Here is a 21467-nt window from a genome sequence, read left to right on the forward strand (position 1 = left end):
TCTGATTTTCACAATACCTTCGGGTACAATAATTTTATTGAACTTTCTAGAATTCCATGTATTATGAGTTTTCTTTTTATTTTTAAATTTATATTCACTTGATTGAGCTAGGTAATTGCCATTAACGTCAAGAAAGTCCATAGATGTTACATAACTTTTATTCTTTAGATTAAACCATTTAACATAAAGAATAACTTTTCCATCTTCTTTTATATTAATTTCTTTCAAGTCATCTAAAGGAACATTCTTTTCAGATAATCCAGAACAAATAATTAGCCTTGCATTAATTTTGTCAGCCGTATGTATTTCAGTGTTATTTTCATTAGTTTGTCCATAACTAGTTTTGTAAGAAAACATCAAAGAAGCAATTAATAAGAGTAAAATTTTTGTTTTCATTTTTAGTCAATGTTTGAATTATATTTCTTTATTGGGTCTTGGTTTAGCATTATTGCCAACGGTTGGGCTAAGCGTAGTGCGGTAGTAAGGAAACTTTTCGTTTCCGTCTGCGCACGAAGCTAAAGCTTTTGGTTTTGATTTATTTTTTTGTCTAAAGCTAAATCCCAAAGATTTAGCGACATTATAAATATACACAGACCTTTCGGTTTTACCCTAAAGTCCGCATTACGTTTAGGTTTTGTTGTACACAGTATTATTCCGTACTAAATTTAATAACTACTGTTTTCCATTCCTGTCCAAATATGATGTTTTTATTAACATCCCAATTTTTATTTTGAAGAGCACTTAAGTAAACGTCTTTGATATTGATACTAATATTATCAACTTCTTTTCCTTCTCTAACTTCGATAATCTTACCTAATTTTTGTCCAGTAAGACTAGCAATCATTTGTGCTTTTTTATTTGCTTTTTCTAAAATTTTTGAAAACAACCTTTTTTCGTCCAATTCTGTATCTCCGTATTCAATTACCCCTACTGAACCTGTTATATAGTCTAACATTTTCAATTCCGTCGTCAGTTTTTCCAACTGTTTAGAGGTATTCAGTTCAACGGCAAATCCTAATTTCCAAAATCCCGCAAAATCGTGAATTTGAAATTCAGAGTTATTTAAAGGTCGGATTTTATAATTTTTGTTTTCAAGAAATAATTCAAGCTCCTTATACTTTTCTTGCATTTTTATCTTAGCAGAATCCTTGCCAATCGCTCCATTTTCATCATAGCGATTAAATTTGGATTCACTTATTTGAACATTATATTCAAAATTGATTGGTTTCATTCTAATAGAATCTTTAATTTTTATTTCAATAAGTCCACTTTGACCAAATCCAAAATTGGTAATAAGTATAAACAGGTATATTATTTTCTTCATTTTTGATGGTTTTTTATATTGTGTACAACAATTATATAATGAACATATGTTCATTATACCGCCAATTTAAGATATAATGAACATATGTTTTATATATCTTTTATATTTTTCGAGGAATCAAGAGGATTTATTAGTTTTTAAAAGTTGTATTGCAAAATTTTAAATAATACTCCAAGGGTCAAAACCCGCAGCTTCAATGGCAGGAGCTATAACCTCGCTTAAAAATTCTTTCTCTTCCGTATCCAAATCGTCCCAAGGGAGCTTATCAACGATATCCCGGATAGCAGTAAGCTTAGATTCTTTGGGGGTGTTAGCGTTTACAATTGTGCTGAGTTTGTCAAGAAAATCATTGGTTGAAGTCCGTAATATATGAACTACTTCGGCATCAGATTGGTTTAATCCTCTTTCTTCCCAATACTGTTTTTTTTCATAAACAGCAGAGTTTTTCATGTTTTCTACGGTCTCTTTAAATTCTTTAGTCATATCAAAGTATAAGTTAGTACTACTGGTTTCTGTGCGATAACGGATGGTACTAGTTCTTCCATAAAAATAAACGGAATCAGTTTTCTAAGGATCTCTGCATATGGCGGAATTATAACTTCTGCGAGCGAGTCATTAAGCCATCGCATATTTATGTTGCTATCTTTATCAGAAGATACTTCTAAAAAACCGCTATCTCCTTGTTGTCCTTTTTGCTTTAACCAAGTAGTTAGCGCCGTGGGTGTTTTGCTATCACTATTCACGGAGCTTTGATAAATTAGTATTTGTTTATTTGGTGAAACTCAAAGGCTATAAAAATTTATTTCAAGATTATATATTTTCGCAGCAGCTGTTTTCTAAAAATAACCCTACGCTAAAAAGAAAGCACTTAGCACTTACTCAATAAATAGGAGCTGCGTATCACTACTATAACTTTCTTTACCGTCATAGGGAATGGCAATTTTTTCGGTTTTAGTTTTAAGATTATAAGTAATTAGGCCTTCTTTCGCATAAAAATATAAAGAGCCATTATGTATTTGAATATTCGAGGTAGGCTGGTGATTGACCTTTATTTTGTTCAAGACGGTATCTTCAGTAGCCATAGAAAAAATCAGTTTATCGTTGGTATACCCATATAAGGTTTCATTTATTTTTTCAAAATGTTTGATATCGCCCTCAATTGTTTTTTTCCAAGTTAGGCTGCCGTCAGTTGCATTTAGACAATATATGCCGGATTCATCCCCGTTAGTTTCTGTAGCAAAATAAACGGCATTGTTCGCTACAAAAATCTTATCGCCTACTTTATAATATTCTTCATCAAATACAAACTCCCATTGTTGCTCAAATGCTTCAGGTAATAGACCAACTATTTTATCACCGCGACTAAAAGGAACAATAATTAAATTTCCGTCTGTGGCTGGTTTTCCAAGGTTGGTACTAAAATTCTTTTGGTATAAAGCTTTTCCGGTAGCTAGTTCAAAAGTATTTATTAGCGGATCATTGTTTATGGATACTATATCATTTACAATTAACCTTGGTTCATAGCTATGCGGTGATCCTAAGCTATAGTTCCATGCTAATGTACCGTTAGAAGCATTTATCGCATAGACGTTACTATTGGTTCTAGAGGTAAGTACCAATTTGTTGTTTACCGGAGTTAAGGATTGAGAGGTAAAGTGTAATTTTTCCTGGTCCATACCTACTTTATCTTCCCAGAATAGTGTACCGTCTGTTGCATTTATGGCATAAATATATCCTGTCATATAGGCGGTAAACACAACGCCATCTTTATAGAAAAACTGATTGCCACCGTTGCTAAGCCTTAGCGTATCTGCAGGCGTAAAAGACCACTGCTTGTCTAAATTTACGTTGTAGCATTCCAAAGTACCATCATACCTATTTATGAGTAACAACTCTTTAACTGCTGTATTGTAGGTTAATTTTTTGTGGGAAGTATTATGCAACCAGTCTTCCGCGGTTAAAATAGTGTTGTTAGAAAAATTTGATTCATCGGGTTCATTTGATTCGATAGCAGCCATAATCTCTTGACCGAAAGAATAATTAGTTTATGTGATAAGGAAGAGGAGAAGGATTAGTTTTTTCATGGGTTGTTTTTAAGTTGTTGCTATGATTATACTGGACGTTTACAACGTTTATCTTTGGTTAATTATTTGGACTATTTTTTTCAAGATCATATTCAGTAATGAATTCCTTATACAACTGTTCTAATTTAAGTTCACTATTTAGTAAGTTTTTGAGATGTAAGACAATTAGTTTTTTACTTTCTTCAGAAGCTACAAAAAGGTTTGGATACAAATAATCCATAAGCTTGTCCATTTTAGTTTCTATAAGTTTTGAAGTAGATTCTATTTCTATGAGTCTAGACATCATTTTAAAATCAATTGCATTTATTTGATTTTTCTTGTAAAATTCCAATCCAGAATTACTCAGCGCAATCCCTTGTATTCCTCCGCCTTTTTCAATAATAAGATCGCTAATCGTGATTGTATCAGCACTATATTTCTTAATGGAATCTATTAAAACGTTCTGTGTTTCTATAATACTTTTTAAATTTGAGAAATTAGATTGCACTTCGTTTTTAACGGTTTCTACAGATGCCCTATAATACGTTCTTGCCTGGCTATTTTCTTTATAATTGCTAATAAGTAATGCAATGAGCACGCCAGCCGTAATTATCGTTAATTCTTTTAGGTAGCCTTTGATTTTTGATGCTATTAATTTGATCTTCATTTTAACGTTTAAAAATAGATATTAAGTTGATGTTTTTATTCAGAAATTAGTTTTCTATTCACATCATACATATCAAAATTAGGATGTTTCCAAAATTTTTCAAGACCATTTTGGTTGATATACGCTATTTCAGAAGCATAGATTGGATAAAGGCCGGCAATGGTAATATTATAATCTAATCCAACATCTATATTCGTGAAGTCTTTTTTATCTAAAATTGATGGTGCAAAAACAAGAAATGAATCCATATTAGATTCTTCAGATATTTTTTCTCTAAAGTTGATAGTATTACTATAACTAAAAGGACAATTACCTCTTAAGCTATTTGCTAAATATCCAGCCACTTGTGCCCAAGTCGTGTCTTTAGAATCAACCGTTATAATTAATTCTGGTCTTCCAAATTCCCAAGCAGGATGATCTACGAGAGAAAGGCCATAGGTTATTCCAGTGATCATTCCTTTTTCAGGAACATCTTTATACACTATACTCGTAACACCCGCAATTCCATCTATTTCAGATACGTTTCTAAAGTATTCGGGTTCGACCTGAAAAATTCTGTCTAGATGATCCATGAATTTTTCAACAGGAGTTTTATTCTCAGGTAATTCTTGTGACATAACTAATAGCGTTATTTTTTTTTTAAAAGTAGTACCCCTTAGATGAGTTAACGTCGAGAAGCAATAGTTGCTTCTAAAAATAACTATTATTTTCTTTATTAATTCAGCATTTAGATGAAGAAGTTGAATTTTTTTCTATAGCTAATTTATTTTGGGTTATTCAGAACGAAGGCTATATGGGTATATGCCGTAGTTGTAGATTATCAGAGTATTGTATATTTCCATGGTTGAAATGATTGCCGCATAAAAAAAGTGTTGACTGTAGTTCGTTTGACATTACAAACGCTACAACCAACACTTTAGAATACGTTACCCTAGAGAGGGACTTACAACAGCTATGTTTTAGAGCTTAGGCACTTTCCGCATTTAGCTCTTGCATGATTTCTGCAAATAATTGATATGAATTTATACGGTCTTCTGCACTGTAAATATTAGTCACCGCTATAAGCTCATCAACTTTAGTCGCCGATATAAATTGTGCCACTTGTTTTTTTACTTTCGCTTTGCTTCCTATAAAAGAATATTTAAGCATCTGGTCTACTGCAGGGTGTTTTGCCATTTCTCTTAATTCTGGCGTCATAGGAGTAGGGGGTTGCATAAAATCTCTCTTCCCTGTCAGAAGCCCAATAATAATTTTGTATAAGGATGTGGCTATGGTTTCCGCTTCCTCATCCGTATCTGCTACAATAACATTAACTCCTGCCATGGTGTAGGGTTTTGCTAAATAAGGCGAAGGGGTAAATTCTTCGTGATAAATTTTTAAGGCATCAAATAACTTAGCGGTAGCAAAATGGCTTGCAAAGGCATAGGGTAATCCTTTTTTAGCAGACAAATGTGCGCTGTCTGTACTAGAGCCCAAAATGTACAATGGCACAGGAACCCCTTCTGCAACGGTGGCACGTACGCGGGCATTTCTATTTTCTTCCGCAAAATACTTTTGAATTTCGCCTACCTCTTCTGGAAATGTAAATGCTGCTTGGCGATGGTCTGAACGTATGGCTTGTGCCGTTTCTTGATCTGTTCCTGGTGCTCTTCCTAAACCTAAATCGATCCGATTAGGGTACAAGGTACCCAAGGTGCCAAACTGCTCTGCAATAATAAGCGGAGAATGGTTAGGGAGCATAATACCCCCGGAACCAACTTTAATTGTTTTAGTGCCTTCTGCTACATAACCAATAAGCACAGCGGTAGCTGCACTCCCAATATGATCAGAATTATGATGCTCTGCGAGCCAGAAGCGAGTGTAGCCCACTTCTTCCGCTTTTTGGGCTAAGGTTAATGTGTTTTTAAAAGTTTCGTTTAATGTGTTGCCCTTAGATACTATGGCTAGATCTAAAACAGAATAGGCTATATTTTTTGTTGACATATGCTTAAATTTTTTTGAAAAAATGTTACAAAGTAATAGATTCTTTACATTGGAATCTACTTATAATTTCATAAAAATTAGTCGTAACAAAACACCAGAAATTACACCTGCGTACCTAAATATAACCTTAGCTGCATAGCTTGTCTAGAACCATCGTTTTTTGTTTAAAAAATTAATCTATACCGTAGGTGTCTAACAAGTATTTAAGAGCGGTATCTAATACCTTATCTTCTTTAGCTGCAATATTTTCTACTGTGTTTTTTACGTACATGTCTGGGATATGTCCAATACCGTCTAAGCTTTCGCCATTAGGGAGTAAAACTTTCTGTATAGAATACCTATAATGCCACCCGTTGGGTAAAAAGCGCATATTGCTTATGGTAGAAAAATCGCCCGCGGTGGTATCACCAATTTGAGTTACATGCTCAAAAGATTTCATATGCAGCAAAAATATTTCTCCGGCACTAATAGTTTTCCTATCCGTAAGTATGACAACCGGTTTAGAAAATGTTTGGCTCGGATCATACGCAGTGTAATAGTTCTTTTTTGCATCAAAATCATCATGGTTAGGGCCATCACGGGTAGCTACCGTATAAATTAGATGTTTCCCATCTGAAAAAGCTTTTGCCATTGCTGCGGCATAGCGATCATCTCCTCCTGTATTTTGCCGTACATCTAGTAGAATAGCCTCCACATTTGAAAACTCCTCTATAATAGTATGGATACTAGCGGGGTTTTGTCCATCCATGGAGCCTAAATAAATATACCCTATGTTTTTGCCTTTTATCTTTCCATACGCTAACTGATCTTCAGAGCTAACTTCTTTTAGCCCTTCTACATAGGAAGTGCGTATCAATTCTTCACTAATTTCAGCTATAGATTGCTCGTTTAAAGCATAGCCAGAACGGTAGCTGTACCCATTACCATCATACAAAACGGTATGGCTATCGTCTAAATTTTCAATGAGGCTAGCGAGAAGGTTCCATAAGTCGGCTTCCGAGAGTCCTTCATGTACCTTGGGTTGGTAGCTGCTGTAGAGGGCATCCCAATCTATACTTCGGACATCAAATAAGCTATAATGTTGGTCAAAATCGGTCCAAAAAAGTTCAAAAGTCGCGCTATTGGTCAGTGGTTCTTCCTTGGATATAAAAGTTTTGGCACAAGAAACGAGTAGTACTAGAGTACCTATTAGAATGATCTTTTTCATATTAAAATTTATAAAGTACACTTGTAGAAATGCGGTTAGAAATGCTTTTGTATTCTTGTTCTTGGTCTACCTTTTGAAGACTGAAGTCATAGTTTACATTCCAATTAAAATGTGCTAAAATTTCCCGACTATAATTGATGTTCCAGGTAATGGCTTTGTAGCTTTCAAATGAAGCTAATTTTCCATTAAAAATAATAGCAGCAGGATTGTCTTGGTGTGCTATGATAAACTCGTCGATGCCATTGTACGGCGGTCTACTCAAAAATTGTACTACAGGAATACCTACCGTAGTTCCTATTCGCTGCTTGTCGTTTATTTTGGTTTTTACTGCTCCAGAAAGCGATAATCCATTAGTGGCGATATAGCTAAAAGCATCTTGGTCTTTCCAATCTAAATAGGTAATCTTTAAACCATAGGCACCACCTAAGTAAAATTTTGTTACAGCATCTGAAGCGGCTAAATTTTTTAAGTAGGAGATTCCTACATCGACAAAATAGTGATCGCTAGTGAAGTCATCATTAGCGCCAGATTTTAAAGAATTATTTCCGTATGTAAGGGCTATTTTTAAAATGTTTTCCTTTCTTTGTTCATAAAATAAAGTATAAAATAGCCCTTGACCTTTCTGGTGTAAAGGCGAAAAATTCTGATCGCTGATATGGTCAAAACTATAGCCTAAACCTATGCCAATATAATGGGTAGGAAAAGATTCTTGGGCTTGTGCTAACACACTAGGGTGTCTACAGAAGAGTAAAAAGAATAAGGTAAGCGCTGTCTTCATGAGTTCTTAAGATTTTGATTGATAGCTCAATAGTACAATCAACCAAGACATTACGAGTCCCAAAAAGTTAGATTATGATTAATTAGGACTCATTCTTTAGCGCTTTAAACTGATTGGGAGTATATCCTGTATGCTTTTTAAAGGCAGTATAAAAGGTAGATTTAGATTTAAAGCCAGCCTCTAAACCAATGGGCAACAATGCTATACTTATCAAAGTCTGAATCTAGTAGCATTTGTTTGGCATCGCTAATGCGATAATCGTTAATTAAAGAACTGAAATTGGAATGAACAGAAGCACTAATTAATTGCGAAAGATAGCCAGGACTTACGTTTAATTTTTTGGCAATCAGGTCCCTACTTAATTCCGGATTTCTATATAATTTCTCAACCGTCATTAGTGCCGTAAATTCCTGAAAATAGTTGTTTTGAGGTTCAAAATAAGGTTTGGAATTCTTAGTAGCGCTAACGTCCTTAGGTACTAGTTCTGGAGGTTTGCGTAATTCATGTATTTCTGATTTATCTTGAGAGAGTTTTAATTGTAGTAGTCCCCTGAATATGAGCCAATACACATAGAAGGAAACTCCCAACCACACAGGGTAGGTAATGTCACTATGTGCAATAGGGTATAGATCATCGGGAATAAAAGTATTAATCACCCAAATGAACAATAGGCCAGCATTAAATGCCCATATATTTTTCAGCCATTTTTTTTTATCAGGACTAATGGCACTTCTCTTAATAATAAAAAAGGAAATAGTGATTAATGTTGTATTGAATAGAATAGACGTATAAAATTTGGTTTCATATACCAGTCGGTAATAGTTGGTAATCAAGTCCCATTCTAGAAGCTGAAAATCTAATTGAACATCAATAATAGTATATAAGAGCCAGAAGAAGAAAAACGGTACGGTAAGTATCCATATTTTTTCGCTCTTCGCATAGCTGTTTTTTGTAGATTTTAAAAAGTAAATCAGCATGGGAATATAAAAGAGAAAAAGCCATGGGATATCATCTCCAAAATAATCAATGAAATAGTATTTGTCATCAAAATCTTTAGCGACCAAAAGTTCTACCACGCCAATATAGGATAACAAAAAAGTACTGTACGCTAGATATTTATTTGCTTTAACGCGGAAGGTTTTCTGAGTTAAAAGAACTACGGCGAAAAGCAGACCTTGAGTTAAGCTTACAAAAACTAGAATTTCTAGTGCATTTAAATTCATTCCGAGGTGGTAAATTTTTTATACTTCTTTTAGTGTTTACTTCTGTAATAAAAATTAAAACCCTAAGTGCATGGTTGCGATGACTATCACAAAGAAAAGTCCAAAAAAGAAAAGTAACAAACCCAAGAAAAGGGCAATAAATGAGGGGATATCTATTCTTTTAAAACCACTATAATAATAGCTATAAATACTTATGACAATGAGTGCAACTATTTGACAGGGTAAATCAAAAAGAACAGCTTCAGCAAAGTTAAACCCGAAATAAAAGAGAAGCGCAAGTACAATTACAGGTAGGGATATATAAAGACTGGCTTTGAAAATAGAATTTCTTATTCTCGGATGAGAATAATAGGTGGTTACAACAACTATTGTAATTCCTAACAAGATACAAGTAAAACCAATATAATGCGCTATTTCCATTTTTGAGGTATTGTCTTTATTATATAATTTAACGAATCTCTAAAAGGTATTGCTATTTGCTTGGTTATCAAATTTTATTTCTCTAAAAGCTTCAGGATCCCTTTCTGCAAAAGGTTGAGGCGCAAGATGCGCATGCCCTTCGTCATACATAGTTCCCGTGTCTTTTTTTATCTTGTACCAAGACTCTTGTATTTCAGAAACCACACGAACAGCATAATGATCTTCTTTCTCACGGATAATGAGGGAACCTTCAAAATTCGTAAGGTCAGACGCATTTAAATTAGGGATGGCTTCCACAACAAAAGCGATATGTTCCGTAGCCGTTGCTGTTTCTTGGTATATAGGAATAGCGGTGGTAGGTCTAAAATCTTCAGGATTTGCAATGGTATTAGAAAATTGCGCGCCCGTCATAAGATGAATACCCATTGTATATTTAAAGATTGAATTTTGTGGCAAGTAGAGCACGGGGTTTGAAAAAACTACATACACTTCTCTACCATTGGTTTGTACGCTAGTTGAAGAAAAATTAGTTAAACTAGCTTTTTTATCTAAAGCTGTTAATGCCTGTTGGATGATAGCATCTTTCCCTAAATTCACCAGTTTTCTCACCTCTTTATTCATTTTTGCTTTTTCTTTTTTAGGGGATTGGGCATTGCAATAGGAAAAAAATACAAGGAGTGGAATTAATAAATGGACCGTATATTTTTTCATGAGTTGTTTTTAAGAGCTAGATGCTATGATTTGAACGCTAACGTATAAAAGTAAGTATATTAAGCATCATACAGTTTAAAATAAGCAATCAATCCAAACTTTCGCTCCGGACCCATGGTAATAAATTCCTCCATTTCAGTTTTAGTAACCGTACCATCTCTATTAAAATCTGAAGCACTTAAAGGACCATGGGGCCCAGGACTTCTAGGTCCGTCTTTTAATCTGTTATCTTGATTTTTACAACCAAAAAAGGATAGGATAAGAAGTCCGAATACTATATTTTTCAATCTGCTCATTTTAGTGATTCGTTTATAAATTATTATTTTTTTCGAAAAGATTGTACTAATATATACAGCGCGATTAACACCGAAGGGATCAATACAAAAACTCCGGGAAGGAGTAGCAATTTAATAAGATAGCCGTCTCCAGAACAAGCTCTGTTCCCCTTTAGAAGTAGTGTGCTTGAAAAAATAATACAAGTGATGGCTAATGTGAATAGCAACCAACTTATCCATCTATTTTTCATACTTATGTTTGGATTCCTAGCCTCTCATACCCGGAACGAATGTACTATTAAAGATAGCGCTAAAAAAACAATTACGTTTCCAATGGGGTGTTAGAGTAACCCGAAAGTAAAGTGTCCATGCCCTTTTAATTTTGTATTGATGAATTAATGTAAGCTAATGACTTTAGTTATTTTCCATACATTGTTGGTGTGCTGCCACATGATTATAAATTTACTGGATACAGCAACCGCATTGGGCTCCTGCTTATTAAAAAAGGTATGGTATCCTATTTCAACAGCACCATAATCTTTTATTGGATATACTTCTATACTGCCTTTTACTAGCGTTCTGGTGACCTTATCGCAAATATTCTTTTCCGTACCATCAATAATTTCCTCCTTGGAGGTCATCAAACCTCCTTTGTCATGATAAAATTCAATATTGTCCGAATATATAGAAGCTTGTTTTTCTAAATCACAGTGGTTATAGGCATCAAAAAAGTTAGCATCTAATGCTGCAATAGTTTTATGCAATGCGGCGTCTACGGGAGAATATTTAGGAATAGTATCGGAGTTGCCTTCTATTTTGGTGGCTTTGCAAGACAAAAGTATGAGTAGGGGTAGTGCCATACTCAAGAAAAATTTGGATGTGCTCATAATTGGTCTTATTTTTTTAAAGACGAATTAAAAGTATAGTTGTTACAGTAGTCCTTAATTATATGCTGTTCATAGGATTATAGTGCACTCTTTTTTTCTAGGGCTTCCCAAAACCCTAAGGGTTCTGGGTTGGCCGATTTGACTAATCTTACGGTAATAAAACTACCTTGTTCATCATTACCCGAAACAAATAAAAAGCATTTCCAATCATTAGAAAGCTCAAATTGATGGTCTGCTCCGCCGTATTCCTCAATAATTATATTCTCGGGGCTTAGTAGAATAACTTCGGTGAGTAATTCGGTAAAGACCGATTTGTACCGCGTGTGTTCTTTTAAAAAGCTAATATGTTCTAACCATTCATTTTTAATGGCTGAGGTATTGCTCTCAAGAGCACTTTGAAAAGGAATGGTATGAGAAAAATAGAGATTGATGTCTTCACAGCCCATTATACTTGCATTATAGTGTGTATTGTCTTTCAAATACAGTTGTTCTGTTTGCTCTGTATTAAAAAAATCGTCCATGGAACTTCTTCTTTTTACCTCCAGATCTAAATCATTTTTGAAAACATCCTTGTTCATTTCTGCTATAGGACATTTTGTATAGTTTTTTTCTAATATATTTTGGCCTTCTAAGTAGAATTCTAGTGGTAGCTGTTTTTGGTTGTCATAAGTTACCTTTTGAAAACCATAACCATGAGGGTTCTGCTCATAGGTAGCATAGATTCTTCCATTGGTAACACGGTCTATGCTTAAAAGAGCATAAGACATTTTACCACCCCCGAAGAGGGAATAGCTTTCTATTATGTTTTTCTCGTTATCAAGAGTTACTATTTCAAAGCTATATCCAAAGGCATTACCGCCACCACCTAAACCTTCATCGGTAATCTGGATGATGAGGTCGTTAATTCCATCTCCATTAAAATCAGAGATCCATTCAAGGTCCCAAGAACTAGAAATACAGGATAATGCATAACTGTTGGTATTATCATAGACGCAATTACCTTTTTGCACCAAACTTTCATCATCTAAATAATTACTTTCAAGGTACTGTTGAACCAGTTGTTCTGAAATTCTAGTAAATTCTACGGTGCCTAAATGCTGAGAATAAATACTGGATGATAGCAAACACAATACCAGTAAGAGGTAAAAGTTTTTCATGGTGATAGATTACTTTGGTTAGAAGCTAAGAGTCCGTTCTTAATTTATTCGCTTATAGATTTCAATATTATGAAAAACGGTATCGTTATGACTATAGGTATTTACTTGTTTGTATGAGTTTTTAGTACGTTCTATAGGGATGATATAGGTGTTAATATCACTTTTCATAGAATACGACATAGAGGTCAATACTTCTGTGATGGTGTCATTTTTAAACGTGTAAGTTCCATACCCATGCCATTCAGAGGCATCTTCAGCTGGGCTCGTATTCCAAATAACATAGCCATCAAGATAAATTTTGTGCTGTACTTTTGAGGTGTCTGTAATAAGTGTATCCCCATTGGCAAGATGATAGAAATGACTCAATTCCCAAACTCCTTCAATAGGATCTACATCTACAGGTGGTGCTATTTCTTTGTCTTTAATAGGGGTATTACAGGAAGTACATAGTAAAAATGTTCCTGCGAAAGTAAAAAGAATATAATTCTTGAAAGTGTTTTTTTTGGTCATGTTTAGTAGATTAGATACATAAGAAAAAATTAAGGTTTTTCTTACAGAATGAATATAGGGTAAATTTTCGATAAATGGTAAGTATCTTTAGGTAATCATAATACAGGGACACGTACTTCTTTTGATGTTACTTGTATGGTCTTCGTGTCATAAATAGGTTTTCCAAAAATATCATAGGTCCCGCTAAGATATTTGAACTCAATTTCCATTTGAACGGGTGCAATATGTATAAACCCTTTCTTTTTTGGCTTTAATACGTCTTGTTGCCAGGTGGTGGCCCTGAATTCTCTATTTTTATAGGTGATATTTTTAACCGCTAACTTTTCAATTTCAATACGATCCGAAGTACAATTGGTATATGAAGGTTTGGTGGCTAATTTCCAATCTATAATTCCAACATCGGGTGAAACATACACTTTATGGGAGACGATAAGAGAATCTTGCACTCCAATTCTTTCTTCTGATACCGTAGCCAACATATAAATATTTTCATGTGGGGCAGTAGGTATACTCGTACTATTAACCGCTTTACTAACTGTTATTGTAATGGGCACTGTCTGATACGTTTTTTCCTTAATGGTAATTTGGGCAGCCCCAATGGAAAAAGTACCTAAAGCTTTCGGAGTAATAATATAACTATAGACCGTTTCTAAAGTCTCCACTCCATTTACAATTGTCGTATTCATAGCCCGTATGGGGCCTCCAACTACTTTAAAATTTTCAAATTCAGGAGGTGTAAATGAACTGATATTCTTCTCTTGATCCATAGAAAAATCAACCCGTAAATGTTGATCTAGACCTATAATTTTTTTAGCTACTTTAGCTGTAAATTTTACTTGTGCGCCTATGGTTGTAGAACAGAGTATAGCTAGTAGCAGTATAAAATTGAGGAATTTCATTTATATTCTTTAAATTTTTTTTTCTGAATTAAGCGGTTCTGTAATCCATTATGTGTTATGTATTAGAAGTATACAATTAGGATAAGAAAACTGAATTAAGAAAGGATATTATAGAAATTAGGTTTAAGTATTTGTCTATAGAAAAAAATAGTACTAAGAATTAAACTCTATATAAATGCTTTTAGTATTCCAAACCCATATCAAAGTCTTCAAAGTGTTCAATTTCAGAGAGCTTAAATAACCGATCTTGTTCAAATTTCACCCCAGTCTCGTCAAAAATTTCATCACCCCCTTCAGAATCTTGATTGGTATTTACTCTTGTTAGTTTCTTCTTGGTCAAAAAATTAATACTAGTTTCTCGATCTATAATCGGGCCATGATTACTGCTAGCATCATACCCAATAAGTTTAAATTCCGACTCTTGAAATCTAAAAATGTACCTCCAATAGCCGTATCTACCATGCGCAAAATGGATTATAAGATTAGATCTTTCTACTTCGATCCAAAGCTCTGGGGCGTAATAAACTCCACCATCTTCATTTTCAGAATAAAAGCAATCATAGTTTTTATCTGCTACTTCATAACTGCCGTTATTTTTAAGGAGTACAATTATTCCTCTTCTATTACGGTCTACTTCTTGATCAAATCTATTGATGACTACATTTTTTTCATCCGTTCCTTTAATGATAAGAATACAATCTTCTTCTCCGTCTTTATTTACGTCACCATAATACGTCTCCGATAACACATAGCTTTCAGGAACAAAATTAGCGGTATTGGTAGGTTGTGCATGAACATTATACATTCCTAAAGCATACAAGAGGGCAATTCCTAGAATTTTTTTCATGTGATATTTTTTATCCGTTTAATGAGGCATAAGATCATATCCGCTTTATTCCGAAGAAATTTTAGTGGTTATGAAGAAAGAAATTACTACTATAACTAGATTTTAATAAATTAGTATACACTCAATCAGAGTCGCTCATAAAGCCGCGATAACCATTCCTAAGTTCGCAATAAAGCTAGTCTAGACTATAGCTATATTTCGTAAGGATAGAATTAGCGGTATTCATTTTTTGAATGGGAAAGTTTTCCGCATCATATTCATAAGAAAAAGTTTGATCTTCTAAATCACCAAGGGTATAATTTTCGACAGTAAACTTGGTAAGGTTATTTGTGTTCTTCCAGAGATTATGCTCATCTGTAATTAAAAATTCCCATCCTCCAATAACATTTAAATAGTTTAAAATCGTAGCTAAATTTAATGATTCTAAAGTTTTTAGAGGATTGCGTTTATCGTCATAAGCATACTCAAAAATGGAAGTATCATTCAGAATTTTTTTTGTGAGGTTTTCATTAACATACTCAAATTGTATAGAAATGCCTTCCTGGGAAAATTTTGAAATAGTACCGTCACTGTTCACAACGATAGTTCTATCCCGTGTTCCAAGTACATCTTTGAAAAGTATGGTTTGGTCGGTATACACTAAATCATACTTTTGATACACTTCTCCTTCATAGGTAGATGCTATATGATGAATAGTACTGCCATCATATTCAACAACGGTCTCCGTTATATTTTTAGCTTGGGTCTCTTTTTCAGTACTGGTAAATTTTAATTTTGTAATTTTTTTTTCATCAGGGGTGATATCGATCTGCAAAGAATTGGCAGCTGTTATATTCCAAGATGATAATTCCGCGTTGCTATTGTGGAGGAATAAATTATTTTCATCAGTAAAATCAAAAGAGTTATTTGCTGTTGATGAATTTATATTGGAGGTTATTTCAACTAATTTTATTGATCCTGCCTCTTTTGGTTCTGTGGCGACTTCTATTTCTCCTTCTGCGGCCCCAATGGTTTGTAAAACCTCCTCTGAAAGATTAACCTTGTTACATGAAATTAGAAGAAAAAGAGCGGTAAAAATTAAAGAATAGTGTTTCATTGTTTGGTTTAAATAAGTAAAGAATTAGTTTGATAGCGTAGTTCTGATAAAAAGCAAACCATTTATTGAACTACTGCTTTATGGTTGATATAAAAATTGCGGTTAATTTTAAAGCTAGAAGTATCTCCTTTTAATTTGCTAGTTTTCCATTCGGCAGTAGGAGTAATCCAAAGTTCTTTTCCTGCAGTAGAAACGCTTACTGGTATGGCAAAACCAGCTACAATATGTGTATATCTATACTTTAACTTTTTACCATCATAATGGTATTCCAATACAGGCACTTCTATAGTTCTTAAGTATTGCTCAAAAAAGGCACTCAAATCTATTTTGGCGGCTTTAGAGATGTAACTTTCTATTTGAGCGGTGGTTACCGTTGCATGGTAGAATTCTTTATTTAGACCTCTTAAAATACTTCTCCATTTTTCATCATCGTTGAGTACATGTCGTAAGGTGTGTAGCACATTGGCGCCTTTAAAGTACATATCACTACTTCCTTCATTATTTACATGATAAGCACCAATAATAGGCCGATCATTCTGGATTAGTTTTCGAGTGCCAATAACATAATCTTGTGCTGCCTCTTTGCCATAGTAGTAATCCACAAATAAGTTTTCGGAGTAGGTGGTAAAGCTTTCATGGATCCACATATCTGCAATATCCTTGTACGTAATATTATTGGCGAACCATTCATGACCGGCTTCGTGGATAATGATATAGTCAAACTTTAATCCCCAACCAGACCCAGAAAGATCACGGCCTAAATATCCTTTGTTGTATTGGTTGCCATAGGTAACAGAACTCTGGTGTTCCATTCCTAAATACGGCACTTCTACAAGTTTAAAACTATCTTCGTAGAACGGGTACGGTCCAAACCAATGTTCAAAAGCTTTCATCATTTTTGGTGCATCTTTGAAATGCGCTTTAGCTTTCTCTAAATTATCTTTCAAAACATAATAATCCATATCCAAAACACCCTTTTCCCCTTGGTATTGTTCTCCAAAATGCACATAGTCGCCCACATTTACATTTACTCCGTAATTATTGATAGGGTTTAGCACTTCCCATTCATAAGTGGTAGTTGTTTCATTTTCGATGACCGCTTTTAGTCGCCCGTTAGAAACATCCATTAAACCCTTAGGTACGGTAACACTAATGGCCATGCTGTCTACTTCATCATACATATGGTCTTTATTAGGCCACCAAACGCTTGCGCCTAAACCTTGGCAAGAAGTAGCTACAAAATTTTTTCCATTACTATCTTTTTTCCAAGAAAAACCGCCATCCCAAGGTGCATTTTTAGCGGCTCTAGGGGTTCCTGAATAGAACACGGTAATCTTATTTTTAGCGCCTTTTTTTTGTTCTTTTTTTAGGGTGATGAAATGCGCGTTTATGTTTGATCTTACGTCTAATTCTTCTCCATCTTGAGTAACTTTTTCTATTTGCAATGGGGGTTGTAAATCTATTTGTAAGATTTGTTGAGGAGTTAAAACAGTATAGGCAATAGTATTACTGCCTGAAATAAATTTTTCATCTGGTTGCACTGAAATCTTCAAATCGTAGAAATTTAAATCCCACCAGGCGCGTTCCGGGGTGATGCTCCCTCTCAAGGTATCTTGCTCGGAAAAATAATCTTTGGCTTGTAATAAGCCTTGGCTATGGCTAGAAATACAAATAAAAAGGAAAAAAAATAGGGCTAAAAAATGTTTCATGCGGCTACCGTGCTATAATTATGCGGCTAAAGTTAAACTAATTTTTAAAATTTGTCGGCTTTGCCCTACAAGAATGAAGTTCGATCAGAATATTTAGAAGTTAATTGCCGAATAAGTATCTTTACCATTCACTCAAACAAAACTTAAAAATGAAATTTTACGCTACAACATTGGCATTAGGTTTTCTCTTCCTATTTACATCCGTTTCAAGTATAGCAATTGCACAGGATCAAAGTCCGTTTATAGGCCGATGGGATATGGTCATACAACAAGAAGGTAAAGAATTACCATCATGGTTAGAAATTACAAAATCGGGTAGATCTACTTTGGTTGGGCGTTTTGTTTATGCCTTTGGGAGTGCAAGACCTATTGCAGAGGTACAAGTGAAAAATAATGGATTTAATTTTACCATTCCACGCCAATGGGAGCCGGGAGATAAAGACCTGAAATTTGAAGGAGCACTGCAAGGAACAACACTTTCTGGAACGATGGTATATACTGATGGAAAAAAATACAAATGGACAGCAACGCCTGCCAAAGTAGCACCATATAAGGAAAATATTGTTTGGGGGGCTCCAAAAGCACTTTTCAATGAAACCGATTTAAAAGGGTGGAGTGCTATGGGCGATAACCAATGGATTGTAAAAAACGGCATATTAACTAGTCCAAAATCAGGAGCTAATTTGGTATCTGACGAAAAATTTTTAAATTTTAAATTACATGTAGAATTTAAATATCCAGAAGGAAGTAATAGTGGTATTTACTTGCGAGGTCGTCATGAGGTACAGATTGAAGATAATAGAGGCTTAGAACCTTCTAATATTTTATTTGGAGGTATTTACGGATTTTTGACGCCTAATGAAATGATGGCAAAACCAGCAGGAGAATGGCAATCTTATGATATTACCTTAAATGGAAATCGAGTAAGTATTGTGGCTAATGGTAAGGCCATTATTACCGATCAAATTATACCAGGAATTACCGGAGGCGCTTTAGATAGTAACGAAGCTGAAGCAGGACCTTTATTAATTCAAGGAGATCATGGTCCTGTAGAATTTAGAAGTATTGTAATTACCCCGGAGCTTAACTAGTATTTTAAAAGTATATAAAAGTAAAACCCCATGCCTTGGCATGGGGTTTTGCTTTTTCCTCTGATTCAATTTATCGTAGAATAGCATTCGGAAATACTACGGGACTTTCAAAACCATCTTTCCCTACAGAAGAAATTCCGAAGAAAAAATTATCAATAACAATCCCTTCTAAAAGAAACTCAGTTACATTGCCTACATAGCGGCTATGGTCCCATGTTGGAGAAGTAGTATCTCTCCAATATATTTTATAGCCTAGAGCACCATCTACTTTACTCCATTCAAATTTTGCTGCTGGTTCTACAATACCGCCTATTTTCACTTCTTTTGGCGCTGGGGGTGCCCATGCTAAGGACGCTAAGTTGATAGCATTTACGGCCGTTAATTTTTTGGCATAACCAAAGTTTACATGCTCCAACACATCCCCATACTGTATTCCGTTTTCGGTTCTGATATCTTGGTGCTGCTGGGTGTAATTTTCATGGGCTTCCATGATACGGATTCCTGCAAAGCCAGCATCGTTAAATGGCCTGTGGTGCCCGCCACGACCAAAACGATCTAATCTATAGATCATCATAGGATTCATTTCGGGCATATACGTTTTTACATTTTCATGAATGTATCGTGCTAATTGTCTTGAAATTCCGTCTACTTCCCCGCCATAAAAACGACGCATTTGGCGTTGTTTATCTGTTTCTGTAGCAGGAACAGGCTCTGAGAAAATTCTAAAATCACGATTGCTCACCACACCATCTACTCCGGTGATATTTCCAATCATATCATTGTTCAAGATTCCAATAACATCCCAACCCTTTTCTACAGCGTATTTTGCTAATCCGCCCCCACCAAAGAGTCCTTGCTCTTCGCCAGAGAGTCCTACATAGATAATACTATTCTCAAATTTATATTTAGAAAGTACACGAGCTGCTTCAATAGTCCCAGCCATTCCACTAGCATTATCATTGGCGCCAGGAGCGTCTGTGGTATAATCCATCGTATCACTAGAACGAGAATCAATATCACCACTCATTATTATATAGCGGTTTGGATATTTTGTCCCTTTTTGAATGGCAACTACATTTACAACCCAAGCATCTTTGGGAACACGTGCTCCCATATCTTTAGTGACAAAATCTTTCTGATAAAAAACATCCATACAGTCGGCACAAGAGCTAGAGATGTTATCAAATTCAGACTTTATCCAACGTCTGGCAGCACCAATTCCGCGTGTATTAGAAAGGGTATCACTAAAGGTATTTCTTGTTCCAAATTCGGTCAAGGTCTTCACATCGTTTTTAATACGGTCTTCAGATACAGCAGCGATAATCTCATATATTCGAACATCGGTCTGTGCTAGAATAGGGAATGATACAAAGGCAGTAAGGAGACAAAGGAGTAGTTTCTTTTTCATTTTTTTGAGTGTTAGCATTGAATTATTTTTTTTGAGTCATAACATATAGGCCGATAAGTGGTCCTATGCCTAAAAATAAGAAAATTAAAGTTGGATTTATTTGGGTAGACAATATAGTTAGCAGCTGTATGCTGATGATACTGATGGCGAAACCAAAACAATTTACGAGCGTTAGTCCTGTTCCTTTTAGTTCGGGAGGAACAGCATTAGCGACCAAACTAGAAAATTGGGGTGAATCTGCAGTAACTGCCATGCCCCAGAGGCTCCATCCTATCAGAAATAATACAGGAGGTAATTTGAAAAGCAAAGGGGAGAGAATACAAAACAGTGCAGAACCAAATAGGGCATAGTAGGCTATTTTAAAACTACCTATTTTCTGAGCCAAGTACCCGCCCAATGCGCACGAGAGTCCGCCTAAAGCAATGATTACAAAAGTGAGCAGTGGAATTGAAAAGTTACTGCTGTTTAGCGCAGTGTACGTAAATAAGGCTAGTGGCGTAAATGCCCAAAATGCATATAGCTCCCACATATGGCCAAAATACCCAATGGCGGCTGTTCTAAACGCAGGAATTCTGAATAAAGAGATACCTGCTTTTATTTTTATATTGGTACTTCTTTTTCTAAATGGGCCGTTAGGAACAAAGAATACCACCACGATTCCTCCAACTACAGCAAGCACTGAAGTGATAATTAAGACGGTATCAGAATTGCTATTGAGCTCTAATCCTTGTAAGAGGTAAGGAAAGGAGGTTCCTAGAACTAGAGCTCCTACTAAAAAACCTAAGGCTTTACCTAGTCCGTTTTCATAATAATCTGCTGCAATTTTCATCCCGATTGGGTAAATGCCAGCAAGAAAAAAGCCCGTCCCAAAACGCGCAAAAAGCAAATGCCATTTGGAGAGTTCAGCCACTAGAAGGCTTAAATTGCAAGCAGCAGCGAATAGTGCGCAGATGAAAAATATTTTGGAAGGCGAAAACCGATCAGCAATCATCAAGAACGCAAAGACTAGCGTCCCCGTAATAAAGCCAAACTGAACAGAAGAGAGGACATATCCAATAATCTCTGGCCCTAATCCTGTTTTCAATGCAATGTCATCTACAATAGCATTGCCTGCAAACCATAAGGATGTGCAGGCAAATTGTGCTAGTATTAGTACGGGTAAAATATGCGGTTTATGCGTCAAGAGTCATGATTTGATCTTTTTAGTCGTTG

At 35.1% G+C, this 21467-nt stretch carries 25 protein-coding genes; 1 reads left to right on the forward strand and 24 read right to left on the reverse strand.

The window, feature by feature from the left end; translation table 11 throughout:
• The 22 genes from BLQ19_RS17020 to BLQ19_RS17120 form a co-directional block, all read right to left on the reverse strand.
• Positions 1 to 396: hypothetical protein (locus BLQ19_RS17020; protein WP_139150276.1), on the reverse strand; the 396-nt coding region annotated here is incomplete at its 3' end.
• Between the two features lie 253 nt (positions 397 to 649).
• Positions 650 to 1324, reverse strand: a complete 675-nt coding sequence (locus tag BLQ19_RS17025; protein WP_074539144.1) for an SIMPL domain-containing protein — start codon at positions 1322 to 1324, stop codon at positions 650 to 652.
• 159 nt (positions 1325 to 1483) lie between these two features.
• Positions 1484 to 1807: a hypothetical protein gene (locus tag BLQ19_RS21865; RefSeq protein WP_074539145.1), complete on the reverse strand. Its 324-nt coding sequence runs from the start codon at positions 1805 to 1807 to the stop codon at positions 1484 to 1486.
• The gene (locus BLQ19_RS17035) at positions 1804 to 2067 is read right to left on the reverse strand and encodes a hypothetical protein (protein WP_074539146.1); all 264 of its coding nucleotides are present in this window, start codon (positions 2065 to 2067) and stop codon (positions 1804 to 1806) included. The genes BLQ19_RS21865 and BLQ19_RS17035 overlap by 4 nt, the downstream gene beginning before the upstream one ends.
• Positions 2068 to 2199: 132 nt before the next feature.
• The gene (locus BLQ19_RS17040) at positions 2200 to 3342 is read right to left on the reverse strand and encodes an outer membrane protein assembly factor BamB family protein (protein ID WP_074539147.1); all 1143 of its coding nucleotides are present in this window, start codon (positions 3340 to 3342) and stop codon (positions 2200 to 2202) included.
• A 124-nt stretch (positions 3343 to 3466) separates the two neighbouring features.
• Positions 3467 to 4054 carry a hypothetical protein gene (locus BLQ19_RS17045; RefSeq protein WP_074539148.1) on the reverse strand — a complete coding sequence of 196 codons (588 nt, stop codon included), beginning with the start codon at positions 4052 to 4054 and terminating at the stop codon, positions 3467 to 3469.
• 35 nt (positions 4055 to 4089) lie between these two features.
• Complete coding sequence (locus tag BLQ19_RS17050; protein ID WP_074539149.1) at positions 4090 to 4671, reverse strand: suppressor of fused domain protein; 582 nt, start codon at positions 4669 to 4671, stop codon at positions 4090 to 4092.
• 349 nt (positions 4672 to 5020) lie between these two features.
• Positions 5021 to 6037, reverse strand: a complete 1017-nt coding sequence (locus BLQ19_RS17055) for an LLM class flavin-dependent oxidoreductase (RefSeq protein ID WP_074539150.1) — start codon at positions 6035 to 6037, stop codon at positions 5021 to 5023.
• Positions 6038 to 6209: 172 nt separating this feature from the next.
• Positions 6210 to 7244, reverse strand: a complete 1035-nt coding sequence (locus tag BLQ19_RS17060; protein ID WP_074539151.1) for a S41 family peptidase — start codon at positions 7242 to 7244, stop codon at positions 6210 to 6212.
• A 1-nt stretch (position 7245) separates the two neighbouring features.
• Positions 7246 to 8022, reverse strand: coding sequence for a hypothetical protein (locus BLQ19_RS17065; protein WP_074539152.1), 777 nt, complete (start codon positions 8020 to 8022; stop codon positions 7246 to 7248).
• A gap of 82 nt (positions 8023 to 8104) precedes the next feature.
• Positions 8105 to 8236 carry a helix-turn-helix domain-containing protein gene (locus BLQ19_RS21825; protein WP_175444447.1) on the reverse strand — a complete coding sequence of 44 codons (132 nt, stop codon included), beginning with the start codon at positions 8234 to 8236 and terminating at the stop codon, positions 8105 to 8107.
• Entirely contained in the window at positions 8190 to 9245 is a 1056-nt protein-coding gene (locus BLQ19_RS17075) for a helix-turn-helix transcriptional regulator (protein WP_074539153.1), read from the reverse strand. Before BLQ19_RS17075 ends, BLQ19_RS21825 begins: the two co-directional genes overlap by 47 nt.
• A 54-nt stretch (positions 9246 to 9299) precedes the next feature.
• On the reverse strand, positions 9300 to 9665 hold the full coding sequence (locus BLQ19_RS21080; protein WP_139150277.1) for a hypothetical protein: 366 nt from the start codon (positions 9663 to 9665) through the stop codon (positions 9300 to 9302).
• A gap of 39 nt (positions 9666 to 9704) precedes the next feature.
• Positions 9705 to 10376, reverse strand: coding sequence for a hypothetical protein (locus BLQ19_RS17080; protein ID WP_074539154.1), 672 nt, complete (start codon positions 10374 to 10376; stop codon positions 9705 to 9707).
• Positions 10377 to 10435: 59 nt separating this feature from the next.
• Positions 10436 to 10663 carry a hypothetical protein gene (locus BLQ19_RS17085; protein WP_139150278.1) on the reverse strand — a complete coding sequence of 76 codons (228 nt, stop codon included), beginning with the start codon at positions 10661 to 10663 and terminating at the stop codon, positions 10436 to 10438.
• A gap of 383 nt (positions 10664 to 11046) precedes the next feature.
• Positions 11047 to 11538, reverse strand: a complete 492-nt coding sequence (locus tag BLQ19_RS17090; RefSeq protein WP_074539156.1) for a nuclear transport factor 2 family protein — start codon at positions 11536 to 11538, stop codon at positions 11047 to 11049.
• 77 nt (positions 11539 to 11615) lie between these two features.
• A complete protein-coding gene (locus BLQ19_RS17095) occupies positions 11616 to 12695 on the reverse strand; it encodes a hypothetical protein (protein ID WP_074539157.1) in 1080 nt (359 codons plus the stop codon).
• Between the two features lie 39 nt (positions 12696 to 12734).
• Positions 12735 to 13205 carry a hypothetical protein gene (locus BLQ19_RS17100; protein ID WP_074539158.1) on the reverse strand — a complete coding sequence of 157 codons (471 nt, stop codon included), beginning with the start codon at positions 13203 to 13205 and terminating at the stop codon, positions 12735 to 12737.
• Positions 13206 to 13300: 95 nt separating this feature from the next.
• Positions 13301 to 14104 (reverse strand): BatD family protein, encoded by an 804-nt coding sequence (locus BLQ19_RS17105; RefSeq protein WP_029448398.1) that lies wholly within the window; start codon positions 14102 to 14104, stop codon positions 13301 to 13303.
• 181 nt (positions 14105 to 14285) lie between these two features.
• Positions 14286 to 14951, reverse strand: coding sequence for a hypothetical protein (locus BLQ19_RS17110; protein ID WP_074539159.1), 666 nt, complete (start codon positions 14949 to 14951; stop codon positions 14286 to 14288).
• A gap of 175 nt (positions 14952 to 15126) precedes the next feature.
• Positions 15127 to 16047 (reverse strand): hypothetical protein, encoded by a 921-nt coding sequence (locus BLQ19_RS17115; RefSeq protein WP_074539160.1) that lies wholly within the window; start codon positions 16045 to 16047, stop codon positions 15127 to 15129.
• 62 nt (positions 16048 to 16109) lie between these two features.
• The gene (locus BLQ19_RS17120; RefSeq protein WP_074539161.1) at positions 16110 to 17756 is read right to left on the reverse strand and encodes a M1 family metallopeptidase; all 1647 of its coding nucleotides are present in this window, start codon (positions 17754 to 17756) and stop codon (positions 16110 to 16112) included.
• Between the two features lie 149 nt (positions 17757 to 17905).
• Between BLQ19_RS17120 and BLQ19_RS17125 the strand changes: the two genes are divergently transcribed.
• Positions 17906 to 18847 (forward strand): 3-keto-disaccharide hydrolase, encoded by a 942-nt coding sequence (locus tag BLQ19_RS17125; RefSeq protein ID WP_074539162.1) that lies wholly within the window; start codon positions 17906 to 17908, stop codon positions 18845 to 18847.
• Between the two features lie 70 nt (positions 18848 to 18917).
• On the opposite strand, the gene BLQ19_RS17130 is transcribed toward BLQ19_RS17125, so the two are convergent.
• Positions 18918 to 20255: a M28 family peptidase gene (locus BLQ19_RS17130; RefSeq protein ID WP_074539163.1), complete on the reverse strand. Its 1338-nt coding sequence runs from the start codon at positions 20253 to 20255 to the stop codon at positions 18918 to 18920.
• Between the two features lie 22 nt (positions 20256 to 20277).
• Positions 20278 to 21438 (reverse strand): MFS transporter, encoded by a 1161-nt coding sequence (locus BLQ19_RS17135; RefSeq protein WP_074539164.1) that lies wholly within the window; start codon positions 21436 to 21438, stop codon positions 20278 to 20280.
• Positions 21439 to 21467: the final 29 nt, after the last annotated feature.

The organism is Cellulophaga baltica, from assembly GCF_900102165.1.
Taxonomy (GTDB): Bacteria; Bacteroidota; Bacteroidia; order Flavobacteriales; family Flavobacteriaceae; genus Cellulophaga; species Cellulophaga baltica.

Bases quoted from the DNA above. Each gene is read 5' to 3' on its own strand.
- BLQ19_RS17025 (WP_074539144.1), bottom strand. From the start codon at position 1,324: ATGAAGAAAATAATATACCTGTTTATACTTATTACCAATTTTGGATTT.
- BLQ19_RS21865 (WP_074539145.1), bottom strand. From the start codon at position 1,807: ATGACTAAAGAATTTAAAGAGACCGTAGAAAACATGAAAAACTCTGCT.
- BLQ19_RS17040 (WP_074539147.1), bottom strand. From the start codon at position 3,342: ATGGCTGCTATCGAATCAAATGAACCCGATGAATCAAATTTTTCTAAC.
- BLQ19_RS17045 (WP_074539148.1), bottom strand. From the start codon at position 4,054: ATGAAGATCAAATTAATAGCATCAAAAATCAAAGGCTACCTAAAAGAA.
- BLQ19_RS17050 (WP_074539149.1), bottom strand. From the start codon at position 4,671: ATGTCACAAGAATTACCTGAGAATAAAACTCCTGTTGAAAAATTCATG.
- BLQ19_RS17055 (WP_074539150.1), bottom strand. From the start codon at position 6,037: ATGTCAACAAAAAATATAGCCTATTCTGTTTTAGATCTAGCCATAGTA.
- BLQ19_RS17060 (WP_074539151.1), bottom strand. From the start codon at position 7,244: ATGAAAAAGATCATTCTAATAGGTACTCTAGTACTACTCGTTTCTTGT.
- BLQ19_RS17065 (WP_074539152.1), bottom strand. From the start codon at position 8,022: ATGAAGACAGCGCTTACCTTATTCTTTTTACTCTTCTGTAGACACCCT.
- BLQ19_RS17075 (WP_074539153.1), bottom strand. From the start codon at position 9,245: ATGAATTTAAATGCACTAGAAATTCTAGTTTTTGTAAGCTTAACTCAA.
- BLQ19_RS21080 (WP_139150277.1), bottom strand. From the start codon at position 9,665: ATGGAAATAGCGCATTATATTGGTTTTACTTGTATCTTGTTAGGAATT.
- BLQ19_RS17080 (WP_074539154.1), bottom strand. From the start codon at position 10,376: ATGAAAAAATATACGGTCCATTTATTAATTCCACTCCTTGTATTTTTT.
- BLQ19_RS17090 (WP_074539156.1), bottom strand. From the start codon at position 11,538: ATGAGCACATCCAAATTTTTCTTGAGTATGGCACTACCCCTACTCATA.
- BLQ19_RS17095 (WP_074539157.1), bottom strand. From the start codon at position 12,695: ATGAAAAACTTTTACCTCTTACTGGTATTGTGTTTGCTATCATCCAGT.
- BLQ19_RS17100 (WP_074539158.1), bottom strand. From the start codon at position 13,205: ATGACCAAAAAAAACACTTTCAAGAATTATATTCTTTTTACTTTCGCA.
- BLQ19_RS17105 (WP_029448398.1), bottom strand. From the start codon at position 14,104: ATGAAATTCCTCAATTTTATACTGCTACTAGCTATACTCTGTTCTACA.
- BLQ19_RS17110 (WP_074539159.1), bottom strand. From the start codon at position 14,951: ATGAAAAAAATTCTAGGAATTGCCCTCTTGTATGCTTTAGGAATGTAT.
- BLQ19_RS17115 (WP_074539160.1), bottom strand. From the start codon at position 16,047: ATGAAACACTATTCTTTAATTTTTACCGCTCTTTTTCTTCTAATTTCA.
- BLQ19_RS17120 (WP_074539161.1), bottom strand. From the start codon at position 17,756: ATGAAACATTTTTTAGCCCTATTTTTTTTCCTTTTTATTTGTATTTCT.
- BLQ19_RS17125 (WP_074539162.1), top strand. From the start codon at position 17,906: ATGAAATTTTACGCTACAACATTGGCATTAGGTTTTCTCTTCCTATTT.
- BLQ19_RS17130 (WP_074539163.1), bottom strand. From the start codon at position 20,255: ATGAAAAAGAAACTACTCCTTTGTCTCCTTACTGCCTTTGTATCATTC.